The organism is Streptomyces tropicalis (assembly GCF_029269835.1).
GTDB lineage: Bacteria > Actinomycetota > Actinomycetes > Streptomycetales > Streptomycetaceae > Streptomyces > Streptomyces tropicalis.
The window spans coordinates 148024-162501 of the sequence record NZ_JARJBB010000010.1 but is presented as its reverse complement, the minus strand read 5'-3'; the positions used below and the strand labels follow the sequence as shown (position 1 = coordinate 162501).

13 protein-coding genes and 1 tRNA gene are annotated in these 14478 nt (G+C 72.2%); 10 read left to right on the top strand and 4 right to left on the bottom strand.

Features of this window, described 5'->3' with window-relative positions; all coding sequences use genetic code 11:
• Window positions 1–341: 341 nt before the first annotated feature.
• From paaA to P3H78_RS20625, 5 genes are read left to right on the top strand one after another with little or no spacing between them, the layout of a single operon-like run.
• A complete protein-coding gene (gene paaA / locus P3H78_RS20645; RefSeq protein ID WP_276110542.1) occupies window positions 342–1346 on the top strand; it encodes a 1,2-phenylacetyl-CoA epoxidase subunit PaaA in 1005 nt (334 codons plus the stop codon).
• Window positions 1343–1630, top strand: coding sequence for a 1,2-phenylacetyl-CoA epoxidase subunit PaaB (gene paaB / locus P3H78_RS20640; protein ID WP_276110541.1), 288 nt, complete (start codon window positions 1343–1345; stop codon window positions 1628–1630). Before paaA ends, paaB begins: the two co-directional genes overlap by 4 nt.
• Window positions 1627–2346, top strand: coding sequence for a 1,2-phenylacetyl-CoA epoxidase subunit PaaC (gene paaC / locus P3H78_RS20635; RefSeq protein WP_276110540.1), 720 nt, complete (start codon window positions 1627–1629; stop codon window positions 2344–2346). The genes paaB and paaC overlap by 4 nt, the downstream gene beginning before the upstream one ends.
• Window positions 2343–2888, top strand: a complete 546-nt coding sequence (gene paaD, locus P3H78_RS20630; RefSeq protein WP_438828003.1) for a 1,2-phenylacetyl-CoA epoxidase subunit PaaD — start codon at window positions 2343–2345, stop codon at window positions 2886–2888. The genes paaC and paaD overlap by 4 nt, the downstream gene beginning before the upstream one ends.
• A complete protein-coding gene (locus P3H78_RS20625) occupies window positions 2888–3952 on the top strand; it encodes a 2Fe-2S iron-sulfur cluster-binding protein (protein WP_276110538.1) in 1065 nt (354 codons plus the stop codon). The genes paaD and P3H78_RS20625 overlap by 1 nt, the downstream gene beginning before the upstream one ends.
• A gap of 94 nt (window positions 3953–4046) precedes the next feature.
• Here P3H78_RS20625 and P3H78_RS20620 read toward each other — a convergent pair whose 3' ends face one another.
• The 4 genes from P3H78_RS20620 to P3H78_RS20605 form a co-directional block, all read right to left on the bottom strand.
• Window positions 4047–4376, bottom strand: coding sequence for a rhodanese-like domain-containing protein (locus P3H78_RS20620; RefSeq protein WP_276110618.1), 330 nt, complete (start codon window positions 4374–4376; stop codon window positions 4047–4049).
• A gap of 239 nt (window positions 4377–4615) precedes the next feature.
• Window positions 4616–5473 (bottom strand): J domain-containing protein, encoded by an 858-nt coding sequence (locus P3H78_RS20615; protein ID WP_276110537.1) that lies wholly within the window; start codon window positions 5471–5473, stop codon window positions 4616–4618.
• 126 nt (window positions 5474–5599) lie between these two features.
• The gene (locus P3H78_RS20610) at window positions 5600–7252 is read right to left on the bottom strand and encodes a DUF2252 domain-containing protein (protein WP_438828000.1); all 1653 of its coding nucleotides are present in this window, start codon (window positions 7250–7252) and stop codon (window positions 5600–5602) included.
• Between the two features lie 330 nt (window positions 7253–7582).
• Window positions 7583–7666, bottom strand: a tRNA-Leu gene (locus tag P3H78_RS20605).
• Between the two features lie 645 nt (window positions 7667–8311).
• Here P3H78_RS20605 and P3H78_RS20600 point away from each other — a divergent pair.
• The 5 genes from P3H78_RS20600 to P3H78_RS20580 all read left to right on the top strand — a co-directional run bounded on the left by P3H78_RS20600 (window position 8312) and on the right by P3H78_RS20580 (window position 14314).
• Window positions 8312–9172, top strand: coding sequence for an FHA domain-containing protein (locus P3H78_RS20600; RefSeq protein WP_276110536.1), 861 nt, complete (start codon window positions 8312–8314; stop codon window positions 9170–9172).
• A 10-nt stretch (window positions 9173–9182) separates the two neighbouring features.
• Window positions 9183–9710 (top strand): FHA domain-containing protein FhaB/FipA, encoded by a 528-nt coding sequence (locus P3H78_RS20595; RefSeq protein WP_276110535.1) that lies wholly within the window; start codon window positions 9183–9185, stop codon window positions 9708–9710.
• A gap of 120 nt (window positions 9711–9830) precedes the next feature.
• Entirely contained in the window at window positions 9831–11369 is a 1539-nt protein-coding gene (locus P3H78_RS20590) for a Stp1/IreP family PP2C-type Ser/Thr phosphatase (protein WP_276110534.1), read from the top strand.
• Between the two features lie 27 nt (window positions 11370–11396).
• Entirely contained in the window at window positions 11397–12833 is a 1437-nt protein-coding gene (locus P3H78_RS20585) for an FtsW/RodA/SpoVE family cell cycle protein (protein WP_276110533.1), read from the top strand.
• Window positions 12830–14314, top strand: coding sequence for a peptidoglycan D,D-transpeptidase FtsI family protein (locus P3H78_RS20580; protein ID WP_276110532.1), 1485 nt, complete (start codon window positions 12830–12832; stop codon window positions 14312–14314). Before P3H78_RS20585 ends, P3H78_RS20580 begins: the two co-directional genes overlap by 4 nt.
• Window positions 14315–14478: the final 164 nt, after the last annotated feature.

Sequence of the window (14478 nt, the reverse complement as noted above, 5' to 3'; positions counted from 1 at the left end):
CGCCCGCCGCCTCCTGCCCGCCGTCCGTCACCGGCACGCGGCGCCACCGCCTGCCCCACCCGCACCCGACCGGCCGTCACCCGGGTGCCACGGCCGGGGGAGCCGGCAGGCACGGACGGCGCGGGCCGCGAGGCGGCGCGGAGCGCGCCAAGGGCGGGCGCCGCACGGCCTGGGCCGTGGTCCGCACGCCGCGCACGCCACCTCACGAGGTTTGTCCACAGCGGGTGGGCGTGGTTGTCCACAGCGGTTGACACCCTATGGCGCCGCGCCCCACCATGGAATCCGCCGGACCGAACGATCGGTCGGGACGACAGGGAAGAGCCGAGGTCGAGGGGGACCGCATGGCGACAGCAGCCGCGCACCGGACGGCCCAGGCGCAGGACGCCTCGGGCGGCGCCGCCGACACCGGCGCCCACCAACACGCCTTCGACGCCGCGGTGGCCGCCGAAGAGCGCATCGAGCCGCGGGACTGGATGCCCGACGCCTACCGCGCCACGCTGGTCCGGCAGATCGCCCAGCACGCCCACTCCGAGATCATCGGCATGCAGCCGGAGGCCAACTGGATCACCCGGGCGCCCTCGCTGCGCCGCAAGGCCATCCTGATGGCCAAGGTCCAGGACGAGGCGGGCCACGGGCTGTATCTGTACAGCGCCGCCGAGACCCTCGGCGTGGGCCGCGACGAGCTGCTGGACAAGCTGCACAGCGGCAGCCAGAAGTACTCCTCGATCTTCAACTACCCCACCCTCACCTGGGCGGACGTCGGCGCGATCGGCTGGCTGGTGGACGGCGCCGCGATCACCAACCAGGTGCCGCTGTGCCGGTGCTCCTACGGCCCGTACGCCCGCGCGATGGTCCGGGTCTGCAAGGAGGAGTCCTTCCACCAGCGTCAGGGGTACGAGCTGCTGCTCGCCCTCAGCCGCGGCACCGCCGAGCAGCACGCGATGGCCCAGGACGCCGTCGACCGCTGGTGGTGGCCGTCCCTGATGATGTTCGGCCCGCCCGACGACGCCTCACGGCACTCGGCCCAGTCCATGGCCTGGAAGATCAAACGCCATTCCAATGACGAGCTGCGCCAGCGCTTCGTCGACATCTGCGTCCCCCAGGCCGAGAGCCTCGGCCTGACCCTGCCGGACCCGGACCTCAGGTGGAACGAGGAGCGTGGCCACCACGACTTCGGCGCCATCGACTGGACGGAGTTCCACGAGGTCCTCAAGGGCAACGGCCCGTGCAACGAACAGCGCATCACCCAGCGCCGGAGGGCCCATGAAGAGGGCGCCTGGGTACGGGAGGCGGCCGCCGCCCACGCGGCCAAGCACAGCGGTGAGACAGGAGTGAAGCAGGCATGACGAACCCCGACTGGCCCCTGTGGGAGGTCTTCGTGCGCTCGCGGCGCGGCCTGTCCCACACCCACGCCGGCAGCCTGCACGCACCGGACGCCGAGCTGGCCCTGCGCAATGCACGGGACCTGTACACCCGGCGCGGCGAGGGCGTCTCGATCTGGGTCGTGCCCTCCGCCGCGATCACCGCGTCGTCGCCGGACGAGAAGGACCCCTTCTTCGAACCGGCCGCCGACAAGCCCTACCGCCACCCGACCTTCTACGAGATCCCGGAAGGGGTGAAGCACCTGTGACCACCACCGTCACGGCGACGGCCGCCCTCGCCCTGGGCGACGACGCGCTGGTGCTCTCGCACCGCCTGGGGGAGTGGGCCGGCCACGCGCCGGTCCTGGAGGAGGAGGTCGCCCTCGCCAACATCGCGCTGGACCTGCTGGGCCAGGCCCGCGTCCTGCTGTCGACGGCCGGCGACGAGGACGAGCTGGCCTACCTCCGCGAGGAGCGCGCCTTCACCAACCTCCAGCTCGTGGAACAGCCGAACGGCGACTTCGCCCACACCATCGCCCGCCAGCTGTACTTCTCCACCTACCAGCACCTCCTCTACGCCCGTCTCGCCGTGACGGACGGCGAGTTCGCCCCGCTCGCGGCGAAGGCCGTGAAGGAGGTCGCCTACCACCGCGACCACGCCGAGCAGTGGACGCTGCGCCTCGGCGACGGCACCGGCCTCAGCCACGAGCGGATGCAGCGGGCCTGCGACGCGCTGTGGCGGTTCACCGGTGAGATGTTCCTGCCCGTGGAGGGCCTCGCCGTGGACGGGGAGCAACTGCGCTCCGCCTGGCTGGAGTCCGTGAGCGGCGTGCTGCGCCGGGCCACCCTCACTGTGCCCGAGGGCCCGCAGAGCGGTGCGTGGACGGCGGGCGCCGGCCGGCAGGGCCTGCACACCGAGCCGTTCGGCCGGATGCTCGCCGAGATGCAGCACCTGCACCGCAGCCACCCGGGGGCGTCATGGTGACCACCACGACCCCGCTGGAGGCGGAGCTGCTGCGCCTCGCGGGCTCGGTGCCCGACCCCGAACTGCCCGTCCTCACCCTCGCCGAGCTGGGCGTGGTCCGCGCGGTGCACCTGCACGGCGCGGACACCGTCGAGGTCGAGCTGACCCCGACCTACACCGGCTGTCCGGCGGTCGAGGCGATGTCGGCGGACATCGAGCGGCTGCTGCGCGAGCACGGCATGCGCGAGGTCACCGTCCGCACGGTGCTGTCCCCCGCCTGGTCCACTAACGACATCACCGGCGAAGGCCGCCGCAAACTGCGGGAGTTCGGCATAGCGCCGCCGCGGGTCCTCGCGCAGGAGGGCCCGGTGGCCGTCGCCCTCGGCCCGACCCGCACCGCGACCGGTCTCCCGTCCCCCGCGGATCCGGCGGCGCCCCTCACCTGCCCGCACTGCGGCTCGGCCGACACCGAACTGCTCAGCCGCTTCTCCTCCACGGCGTGCAAGGCGCTGCGGCGCTGCCTGTCCTGCCGCGAACCCTTCGACCACTTCAAGGAGGTGTGATGGCCCGCTTCCACGCGCTGCAGGTGATCGCGGCCGACCGGCTCACCGACGACTCCGTGGCCCTCACCTTCGCGGTGCCTCCGGAGCTGCGCGAGGAGTTCCGGCACGCCCCGGGTCAGCACCTCGCACTGCGGCGGACGGCCGACGGGGCGGAGGTGCGGCGGACGTACTCGATCTGCTCGCCGGCGCCGGATCCCGGTGGTGAGGGACCGCGCAGCCTGCGGGTCGGCGTGCGGCTGGTGGAGGGCGGTGCGTTCTCCACGTACGCGCTCAAGGAGATGGGCGTCGGGGACGAGGTGGAGGTGATGACCCCGGCGGGCCGCTTCACGCTGGAGCCCGCGCCCGGCCGGTACGCGGCGGTCGTCGGCGGCAGCGGCATCACGCCGGTGCTGTCCATCGTCTCGACCCTGCTGGCCCGCGAGCCCGGCGCCCGCTTCTGCCTGATCCGCAGCGACCGCACCGCGGCGTCGACGATGTTCCTGGAGGAGGTCGCCGACCTGAAGGACCGCTTCCCGGACCGCTTCCAGCTGGTGACGGTGCTCTCCCGGGAGGAGCAGCAGGCGGGCCTGCCCTCCGGCCGCCTCGACGAGGAGCGCCTGACGGGGCTGCTCCCGGCGCTGCTGGCGGTGCCGGAGGTGGACGGGTGGTTCCTGTGCGGGCCGTTCGGCCTGGTGCAGGGCGCCGAGCGGGCGCTGCGGGGCCTGGGCGTGGCCCGGACCCGGATCCACGAGGAGATCTTCCACGTGGACGCGGGCACGGCCGCCGGACCGGTGACCGCTGCCCCCGCCCACAGCTCGGTGACCGTCCGGCTCGACGGCCGCGGCGGGACCTGGCCGGTCCAGGACGGCGAGACCCTGCTGGAGACGGTCCTGCGCAACCGGCCCGACGCGCCCTACGCCTGCAAGGGCGGCGTGTGCGGCACCTGCCGGGCGTTCCTGGTGGACGGCGAGGTCCGGATGGAGCGCAATTTCGCCCTGGAGCCGGAGGAGACGGAGGCGGGATACGTCCTCGCCTGCCAGTCCCACCCCGCCACGGAGAAGGTCGAGCTGGACTTCGACCGCTGACCCGGACCGCCCCGGCTCCCCCGGGCTCCGCAGTGGCGTCGGCGCCGGAACCCACCTCCGCGCCGGCGCGGGAGCCGGCCGTGGCAGGGGTGGGTCAGACGACCTGGCCGGGCCGGCCGTCGTCCGTCACGACGGGCCGGCCGGCGGCCGCCCAGACCTGCATGCCGCCGCCGACGTTGACCGCGTCCAGACCCTGCTGGACCAGGTACATGGTGACCTGCGCCGAGCGGCCGCCCGAGCGGCAGATGACGTGGACGCGCCCGTCCTGCGGGGCCGCCTCGGTCAGCTCGCCGTAGCGGGCGACGAAGTCGCTGATCGGGATGTGCAGGGCCCCTTCGGCGTGGCCCGCCTGCCACTCGTCGTCCTCGCGGACGTCCAGCAGGAAGTCGCCGTCCTTGAGGTCCGTGACCTCGACCGTGGGCACACCAGCTCCAAGATGCATGACCCCGACGCTACCGGAAGGGGAAACGGTCCGGCCGCGGCGGAGGGCGCCCCCCAGCAGGCTCGGGACCCCCGGGCGGCCGCGACGCGGGCCGCCCCGGTGGCAGCGCGGCGCCACCGGAGGCACCCGGCGCCACAGCGCGCCTCAGGCGCCTCGCCCCCAGGACCTCCGGTGACCCAGGACCTCCGGTGCCCCAGGGCCTCCGAGGCCCGCGGGGTCTCTCAGGAGGGGCCGGAGCTGCCGAGCAGGTCCGCCAGTTCCGTCTCCCGGGCCTGCACGTCGCCGCGGAGCTGCTCGGCGATCTCGGCGAGCAGGCGGTCGGGGTCGTCGGGGGCCAGGCGGAGCATCGAGGCGATGGCGCTCTCCTCCAGCTCCCTGGCGACCGTCGTGAGCAGTTCCTTGCGCTGGGAGAGCCACTCGAGGCGGGCGTAGAGCTCCTCGGCGCGGCTCGGACCGGGCTCCTCCGGCTTCGGGCCCGCCGCCCACTCCTCGGCCAGCTCCCGCAGCTCCTTCTCGTCCCCGCGCGCATAGGCGGCGTTGACGCGGGTGATGAACTCCTCGCGCCGCTTGCGCTCCGCCTCCTGCTGCGCCAGGTCGGGATGCGCCTTGCGGGCCAGCTCGCGGTAGAGCCGGCGGGCCTCCTCGCTGGGCCGCACCCGCTGCGGGGGCCGCACCGGCTGGTCCGTGAGCATCGCGGCGGCCTCGGGGAACAGGCCGTCCCCGTCCATCCAGCCGTGGAACAGGTCCTCCACGCCCGGCATCGGCATCACCCGGGCCCGCGCCTCCTCGGCCCGGCGCCGGTCCTCGGGGTCGCCGGTGGCCGCCGCCCGGGCCTCGGCGATCTCCGCCTCCAGCTCCTCGAGGCGGGTGTAGAGGGGGCCGAGTCTCTGGTGGTGCAGCCGGGCGAAGTTCTCGACCTCCACCCGGAAGGTCTCCACCGCGATCTCGTACTCGATGAGCGCCTGCTCGGCGGCCCGTACGGCACGCTCCAGCCGCTCCTCGGGCCGCGCCGCACCGTCCTGGGACGTCGCCCGGTCCGACCCGGCGACGTCACCCTGTTCCGCTTCCGGGGTCGTCACCCGCCCAGCCTAGGCCACGACGCCCGCGGACCCGCGCATGCCGGGGAACCCGCATCCCGCCGGCGGGGTTCCGGCGCCTCCGCCCCGCCCCGCCGCGGGGAGCGCCGTGCGGGTGTCATGCGGGTGTCAGACCCCCATCTCCGCCGCCAGCCGTCCGGTCCGCACGGCCTTCACCAGCTCCGCGTGGTCCGCCTCGGTCCGGTCGGCGTAGGCGACGGCGAAGTCGGCGACGGCCTCGTCCAGTTCCTCGTTCTTGCCGCAGTAGCCGGCGACCAGGCGGGGGTCGGCGCTGTGCGAGTGCGCGCGTGCGAGGAGGGCGCCGGTCATCCGGCCGTAGTCGTCCATCTGGTCGGCGGCGAGGGCCGCGGGGTCGACACTGCCCTTGCGGTTGCGGAACTGCCGTACCTGGTAGGGCCGTCCGTCGACCGTCGTCCAGCCGAGCAGGATGTCGCTCACCACCTGCATGCGCTTCTGGCCGAGCACGACCCGCCGCCCCTCGTGCGCGGCGCCCTCGTACCCGGCGCCGCCGTGCGCGGCGCCCTGCGACCCGGCACCGCCCTGCGCGGCATGGTCGTGCACCGTGCCGTCGAGGGCCGCACCGTCGTGCGCGGTGACCGCGTGGGCCGCCTCCTGCTGGTCGGTGAAGCCGGCCGCCCGCAGGTGCGGCAGCAGCGCGGAGGGCCGCGCCTCCTTCACCTGGAGGACCAGGGGCTCGCCGCGGTGGTCGAGGAGCAGCACCACGTAGGACCGCGTGCCCACACTGCCCGTGCCGACGACCCGGAAGGCCACGTCATGGACCGCGTGCCGGGCCAGCAGCGGCAGCCGGTCCGCGGACAGCGTGGTCAGGTACTGCTCCAGCGACGCGGCCACCGACGCGGCCTCCGCGTCCGGCACCCGGCGCAGCACCGGCGGGGCGTCCACGAAGCGGCGCCCGCCGTCCTCGGTGCGCTCGGTGGACCTGGCGGCGAAGCGCCCGCTGGTGTTGGCACGCGCCTTCTCCGATACCCGCTCCAGAGTGCCGAGCAGGTCGTGGGCGTCGGTGTGGGAGACCAGTTCCTCGTCCGCGATGGCGTTCCACGCGTCCAGGACGGGGAGCTTGGCCAGCAGCCGCATGGTGCGGCGGTAGGCGCCCACCGCGTCGCGGGCGGCGGCCCGGCACCCGTCCTCGTCGCAGCCGGCCTCCCGTCCGGCGAGCACGAGGGAGGCGGCCAGCCGCTTGAGGTCCCACTCCCAGGGGCCGTGGACGGTCTCGTCGAAGTCGTTCAGGTCGATGACGAGGCCGCCGCGGGCATCGCCGTACAGGCCGAAGTTGGCCGCGTGGGCGTCCCCGCATATCTGCGCGCGGATGCGGGTCATGGGGGTGCGGGCCAGATCGTGGGCCATGAGCCCGGCGGCCCCGCGCAGGAAGGCGAACGGCGTGGCCGCCATCCGGCCCACCCGGATCGGCGTCAGCTCGGGGATGCGGCCGAGGTTGGACTCCTCCACCGCGGTCACCGCGTCCGGCCGGGCGGCGTCCACCTCGAACCGGGCGTGCGCCGAGCGCGGCACCCGGCTCCGCAGCGCCTTCCCCTCCTGCTTGGGCGTCCTCCCGTCCCGACCGGCCGCTCCCCGCTCGGGCCGCCGCGCGAACCCACGCACCACCGGCACCCGCCGAGCCCGCTCGCCGCCGTCGGAGCCCGGCCCGCGCCCGCCGCCGCGGCCGCCCGGCTCCCGCTCGCCGTCCCCCGCCCCCCGCGCTCCGGTCACCGCCGCGCCCGCACCCGCACCGACCTCGGCCACCGCGACCGCCTCCCCCGCTCACGCACGCACATCGACTTGATCGAGCCGACCGTACAACCGGCCGCAGCATCGCGTCAGACCCTGTGGACAACCGTGCGCCCGGTGCCCGTCCCCCCGCCCCGCACCCGTGTCCGCGCCCGACGGCCCCTGAGAGCTTCCTCACACGCCCCGTCCCCGAGCCGGCCCTCCCACCCCCCGCGGAGGCAGGTCCACCGGCTCCCGAGACCCACCTCACACGAGGCGAAGGCCACACCCGCACCGGCCCGCACACGGAACACCCCGGAACACGAAGAAGCCCCGCAGGTCCGAGACCTACGGGGCTTCCAGCTGTGCGCGAGGGGGGAGTTGAACCCCCACGCCCTTGCGGGCACTGGAACCTGAATCCAGCGCGTCTGCCTATTCCGCCACCCGCGCATTGGGTGTGTCCTCCGGTCCGGCCCTTTCGGCCCGGCGCCTTCCGACATCGAGAACATTAGCACGCCGGACAGGGCGGGTTCACATCCCTTACCTGCGCAGGCCCCCTCCCCACCGGGCCCGGCGGGGAGGGCCCGACAGGGACCGGGCGGGGCCGGCCAGAACCGGTGCAGACCGGCCGCGACCGGCGGCGACGGCCGCCCCGGCCTGCGCACCCGGCCTGCGCACCCGGCCCGCGCTTCGGCCGCTCTCCGCACCCCGCCGGACCCACCCCAGGAGGCTCCGGTTCCGTATCGACGTGTGACTGTTCACGTATCAACCTCGTACCGGTACCGCCCGTCTCCCAGGGAGCAGGGGCGGGTCCACAGCCGGGTGCGGGACACTGGTCTGCGGCCGCCTCTACGATCCTGGGCAGAAGTACGCGTAGGAGGTACCTCCCGAGGAGTTCGGAGAGGAGCTCTGCGGGGAACTTCGCAGACAGTCCCGCGGGGAATCCCGCTGGGTGTCGACACCCGTCGACGGAGCCGACAGGGGGAACCAGCCGATTTACCGGCGCGTGGATACGATCAGTAAGCAGTACCAGGTAGGCAGTACCCAGCACGACGGCAAGACCCGCAAGGACGGCGACGACGGAGGAGGTGCCCCATGGGAGTCCTGAAGAAGTTCGAGCAGCGCCTCGAAGGTCTGGTCAACGGCACCTTCGCCAAGGTGTTCAAGTCCGAGGTCCAGCCCGTGGAGATCGCGGGTGCGCTCCAGCGCGAGTGCGACAACAACGCGACCATCTGGAACCGGGACCGGACCGTCGTCCCCAACGACTTCATCGTGGAGCTCAGCACCCCGGACTTCGAGCGGCTGAGCCCCTACTCCGGCCAGCTCGGCGACGAGCTCGCCGGCATGGTGCGCGACTACGCCAAGCAGCAGCGCTACACCTTCATGGGACCGATCAAGGTCCACCTGGAGAAGGCGGACGACCTGGACACTGGCCTGTACCGGGTCCGCAGCCGCACGCTCGCCTCCTCCAGCAACCAGCAGGCGCCCTCCTCCCCGCCCGCCGCGTCCGGACGGGGCGGTGCCCAGGGCGGGTACGGCTACCCGCCGTCCGCGGGCTCCTCGGGAGCACCGCCGATGCCGTCCGCGCCGCCGTCCGGCGGCCGGACCGGCGGGTACGGTTATCCGCCGGCCGCCGCACAGCGGCCCGCGTCCCCGCCGCCCTCGGGCGGCGACCGCACCCGCCACTGGATCGAGATCAACGGCAACCGCCATCAGATCTCCCGCCCGACGCTGGTGCTGGGTCGCAGCACCGAAGCCGACGTGCGGATCGACGACCCCGGCGTATCGCGCCGGCACTGTGAGATCCGGACCGGAACGCCCTCGACGATCCAGGATCTCGGGTCCACCAACGGCATCGTGGTGGACGGGCAGCACACCACCCGCGCTACGCTCCGCGACGGCTCGCGGATCGTCGTGGGCAGCACCACCGTTATCTATAGGCAAGCCGAAGGGTGAACCGGGGGCAATGTCAGAACTGACCCTCACGGTCATGCGGCTGGGTTTCCTGGCCGTTCTGTGGCTGTTCGTGATCGTGGCCGTGCAGGTCATCCGCAGCGACCTGTTCGGTACGCGCGTCACCCAGCGGGGAGCCCGCCGGGAGGCGGCGCGGCCCCAGCAGGCCGCCGCACGCCAGCAGTCCGCCGCGCCGCCGCCGCAACGCGGCCAGCAGGGCGGGCAGGGCGGACGCCGTGGCCGCAACGCCCCCACCAAGCTCGTGGTGTCCGAGGGCACGCTCACCGGCACCACGGTCGCGCTGCAGGGCCAGACGATCAGCCTGGGCCGTGCGCACGACTCCACGATCGTGCTGGACGACGACTACGCCTCCAGCCGTCATGCCAGGATCTACCCGGACCGCGACGGCCAGTGGATCGTCGAGGACCTCGGATCCACCAACGGCACGTACCTGGACCGAAACCGGTTGACGACCCCCACACCGATCCCGTTGGGTGCGCCGATCCGCATCGGCAAGACCGTCATCGAGCTGCGGAAGTAGTAAGACAATGAGCGAGCGGAGCGAGCACGCAGTGGCGGCCGGCACCCCGGGCCGCGGCGCGCTCCCGACCGGAGGGTGGGCACCGTGCGGATGTACCCGGAGCCGACGGGCGAGGTGCGCATGAGTCTGTCACTGCGCTTCGCCGCCGGATCGCACAAAGGCATGATCCGCGAGGGCAACGAGGACTCCGGCTACGCCGGTCCCCGCCTGCTCGCGATCGCCGACGGGATGGGCGGCCAGGCCGCCGGCGAGGTCGCCTCCTCCGAGGTGATCTCCACCATCGTCGCGCTCGACGACGACGTCCCCGGCTCCGACATCCTCACCTCGCTCGGCGCGGCCGTGCAGCGCGCCAACGACCAGCTGCGCGCGATGGTCGAGGAGGACCCCCAGCTGGAGGGCATGGGCACCACGCTCACCGCCCTGCTGTGGACCGGACAGCGGCTCGGCATGGTGCACGTCGGCGACTCGCGCGCGTATCTGCTGCGCGACGGCGTGCTCACGCAGATCACGCAGGACCACACCTGGGTGCAGCGCCTCGTCGACGAGGGGCGCATCACCGAGGAGGAGGCCACCACGCACCCGCAGCGCGCCCTCCTCATGCGCGCGCTCGGCAGCGGCGAGCACGTCGAGCCCGACCTCTCCATCCGCGAGGTCCGCGCCGGCGACCGCTACCTGATCTGCTCCGACGGACTGTCCGGGGTCGTCTCCCACCAGACGATGGAGGAGGCCCTCGCCAGCTACCAGGGCCCCCAGGAGACCGTGCAGGAGCTGATCCAGCTCGCGCTGCGCGGCGGCGGCCCGGACAACATCACGGTCATCGTCGCCGACGTCCTCGACCTGGACACCGGCGACACCCTGGCCGGGCAGCTGTCGGACACCCCGGTCGTGGTCGGCGCCGTCGCCGAGAACCAGCACCACCTGCACGACAACGGGATCATGCAGACCCCGGCCGGCCGCGCCTCGGGCCTCGGCCGCCAGGTGCCCGGACAGGGTGGCGGCGGCGAGTTCGGCCCGCCCGGCTCCGGCGACACCACCGGCTACGTCCCCGAGGGCAGCTTCGGCGACTACACCGACGACGACTTCGTCAAGCCCCGCAGGGGCCGCAGGTGGCTGAAGAGATCCTTCTACAGCGTGCTCGCGCTCGCGGTGATCGGCGGCGGTCTGTACGGCGGCTACCGCTGGACGCAGACGCAGTACTTCGTCGGCGCCAACGACACGCACGTCGCGCTGTACCAGGGCATCAGCCAGGACCTGGCGTGGGTGAAGCTGTCGAAGGTGGAGAAGGACCACCCCGAGATCGAACTCAAGTACCTGCCGCCCTATCAGCAGAAGCAGGTCAAGGCGACGATCGCGCAGGGCGGCCTCGTGCCCGCCCAGAAGAAGATCGACGAGCTGTCGGTGCAGGCATCCGCGTGCAAGAAGGAGACCGAGCACCGCACCGCCGAGAGCAACGCCAAGGCCCGGGGCAAGACCGGCGGCACCACGGGAACCACCCGTACCGCCTTCACGTCCAAGGCGACACCGGCACCGACCTCGTCGGCGTCGAAGACACCGTCGTCCCCGTCTCCGTCCACGTCCGCGACCGCGCCCACTCCCAGCCCCGGCCCCACTCTCTCGGAGGAAGAGCAGAAGGTCGTCTCGCTGTGCGGTAAGCAGTAGGCAAGCCGTGAGAGGCCCTGTCACACGATGAGCAGTACTACCAACTCCTCGACGCACCACACGTCCACCATCGGCGCCATCGGCGCGCCGAGCCGGCGCAACACCGAGCTCGCGCTCCTGGTGTTCGCCGTCGTGATCCCGGTGTTCGCCTACGCCAACGTGGGCCTGGCCATCAACAACCAAGTGCCCTCGGGCCTGTTGAGCTACGGCCTCGGCCTCGGTCTGCTGGCCGGCGTCGCCCACGTCGTCGTGCGGAAGTTCGCCCCGTACGCGGACCCGCTGCTGCTGCCGCTGGCCACGCTGCTGAACGGGCTCGGCCTCGTCATCATCTGGCGGCTGGACCAGTCGAAGCTGCTGCAGTCCATCAAGCAGGCCGGCTCGGCGGCGCCGCGGCAGCTGATGTACACGGCGCTGGGCATCGCGCTGTTCATCGCGGTGCTGATCTTCCTCAAGGACCACCGCGTCCTGCAGCGCTACACCTACATCTCCATGGTGGGCGCGCTGGTCCTGCTGCTGCTCCCGCTGGTCCCGGGCCTCGGCGCGAACATCTACGGCGCCAAGATCTGGATCCACATCGGCAGCTTCTCCATCCAGCCCGGTGAGTTCGCGAAGATCGTGCTGGCGATCTTCTTCGCCGGCTACCTGATGGTGAAGCGGGATGCTCTGGCCCTGGCCAGCCGCCGTTTCATGGGCCTCTACCTGCCGCGCGGCCGCGACCTCGGCCCGATCCTGGTGGTCTGGTTCATCTCGATCCTGATCCTGGTCTTCGAGACCGACCTCGGTACGTCGCTGCTCTTCTTCGGCATGTTCGTGATCATGCTGTACGTCGCCACCGAGCGGACCAGCTGGATCGTCTTCGGTCTGCTGATGTCCGGCATCGGCGCCGTCGGCGTGGCCTCCTTCGAACCGCACGTCCAGCAGCGCGTCCAGGCGTGGCTCGACCCGATGAAGGAGTACACCCTCAGCCAGCAGGGCGTGGGCGGCCACTCCGAGCAGGCCATGCAGGCGCTGTGGGCGTTCGGCTCCGGCGGCACCCTCGGCAGCGGGCTGGGCCAGGGCCACTCCGACCTGATCCGCTTCGCCGCCAACTCGGACTTCATCCTCGCCACCTTCGGCGAGGAGCTGGGCCTGGCGGGCATCATGGCGCTGCTGCTGATCTACGGGCTGATCGTGGAGCGCGGCGTGCGCACCGCCCTCGCCGCCCGCGACCCCTTCGGCAAGCTGCTCGCGATCGGCCTCTCGGGCGCCTTCGCCCTCCAGGTCTTCGTCGTCGCCGGCGGTGTGATGGGGCTCATCCCGCTGACCGGTATGACGATGCCGTTCGTGGCCTACGGTGGTTCGTCCGTGATCGCCAACTGGGCCCTCGTCGGCATCCTGATCCGGATCAGCGACACCGCGCGCCGCCCGGCCCCCGCTCCCGCCTCCAACCCCGACGCCGAGATGACGCAGGTGGTCCGCCCGTGAACAAGCCCCTGCGACGCATCGCGATCTTCTGCGGCCTGCTCGTCCTCACGCTGCTCATGCGCGACAACTGGCTGCAGTACCTCAAGGCCGACAGCCTGAAGAACGACAACAAGAACCGCCGGGTGACCATCGCGCGGTACTCCACCCCGCGCGGCGACATCATCGTCGGCGGCAACCCGATCACCGGGTCCACCGAGACCAAGCGCAACGGCCTCAACGACCTGAAGTACAAGCGCACGTACAAGGACGGGCCCATGTGGGCGCCCGTCACCGGCTACGCCTCGCAGGCCTTCGGCGCCAACCAGCTGGAGTCCCTCGACGACGGCATCCTCACCGGCAACGACGACCGCCTCTTCTTCCGCAACACCCTGGACATGGTCACGGGCAAGCCGAAGCAGGGCGGCAACGTGGTGACCACGCTGAACCCGGCCGCGCAGAAGGCGGCGTTCGACGGGCTGCGGCACAGCGGCGGCAAGGGCGCCGCGGTGGCGCTGGACCCCTCCACCGGCAAGATCCTGGCCCTGGCGTCCTACCCGTCCTACGACCCGTCGTCGTTCGCCGGCGCGTCCAGCTCCGACGCCGACGCCTGGAAGAAGCTCCAGAAGGCGGACGACTCCGCCGACCCGATGCTGAACCGGGCGCTGCGCGAGACGTACCCGCCGGGCTCCACCTTCAAGGTGGTCACCGCGGCCGCGGCGCTGGAGAACGGCCTGTACGGCTCGGCGGACCAGCAGACGAACTCGCCGCTGCCGTACACCCTGCCGGACACCCGGACCGAGCTGAAGAACGAGGGGAACATCCCCTGCAAGAACGCGACCATGCGGGTCGCCCTGCAGTACTCCTGCAACACCGTCTTCGGCAAGATCGGCGCCGACCTCGGCAAGGACAAGATGCTCGCGGAGGCCAAGAAGTTCGGCTTCGACTCCGAGCAGTTCACGCCGGTGCGCTCGGCCGCCTCGAACTTCCCCAAGGAGATGAACCGGCCGTCGACCGCGCTCAGCTCCATCGGCCAGTTCGAGACCGCCGCCACCCCGCTGCAGATGGCCATGGTCGCCTCCGCCGTCGCCAACGACGGCAAGCTGATGAAGCCGTACATGGTCGACAAGCTCCAGTCGCCGAACCTGGACACCCTGGAGCAGACCGACCCGCAGGAGCTGAGCCGGCCGCTGTCCTCGCAGAACGCGCAGGTCCTCCAGTCGATGATGGAGACCGTCGTCAAGGACGGCACCGGCAAGAACGCACAGATCCCGAACGCCACCGTGGGCGGCAAGACCGGTACCGCCCAGCACGGCGTCGCGAACAGCGCGAACCCGTACGCGTGGTTCATCTCCTACGCCAAGATGCCCGACGGCAGCTCGCCGGTCGCGGTGGCCGTCGTGGTCGAGGACGAGAACGCCAACCGCGACGACATCTCCGGCGGCGGTCTCGCGGCGCCCATCGCCAAGAACGTGATGGAGGCGGTCATCAACTCCAAGAAGTGACTCCTGTCACGTCCCCTTCACATCGGTGCACGTTGCGATACCGGTCCTGTATCGGGTGACGGGCTTGGCCAGGTCACACAGAACGAGCCGGGTACGGTAGGCCCGGACGGCAGCCTCGGGCGGCGCACGGATGTCACCCGGGACCGACGGAGAGGGCTGGTAGG

Bases quoted from the DNA above. Each gene is read 5' to 3' on its own strand.
- paaA (WP_276110542.1), top strand. From the start codon at position 342: ATGGCGACAGCAGCCGCGCACCGGACGGCCCAGGCGCAGGACGCCTCG.
- paaB (WP_276110541.1), top strand. From the start codon at position 1,343: ATGACGAACCCCGACTGGCCCCTGTGGGAGGTCTTCGTGCGCTCGCGG.
- P3H78_RS20625 (WP_276110538.1), top strand. From the start codon at position 2,888: ATGGCCCGCTTCCACGCGCTGCAGGTGATCGCGGCCGACCGGCTCACC.
- P3H78_RS20600 (WP_276110536.1), top strand. From the start codon at position 8,312: ATGGGAGTCCTGAAGAAGTTCGAGCAGCGCCTCGAAGGTCTGGTCAAC.
- P3H78_RS20595 (WP_276110535.1), top strand. From the start codon at position 9,183: ATGTCAGAACTGACCCTCACGGTCATGCGGCTGGGTTTCCTGGCCGTT.
- P3H78_RS20590 (WP_276110534.1), top strand. From the start codon at position 9,831: ATGAGTCTGTCACTGCGCTTCGCCGCCGGATCGCACAAAGGCATGATC.
- P3H78_RS20585 (WP_276110533.1), top strand. From the start codon at position 11,397: ATGAGCAGTACTACCAACTCCTCGACGCACCACACGTCCACCATCGGC.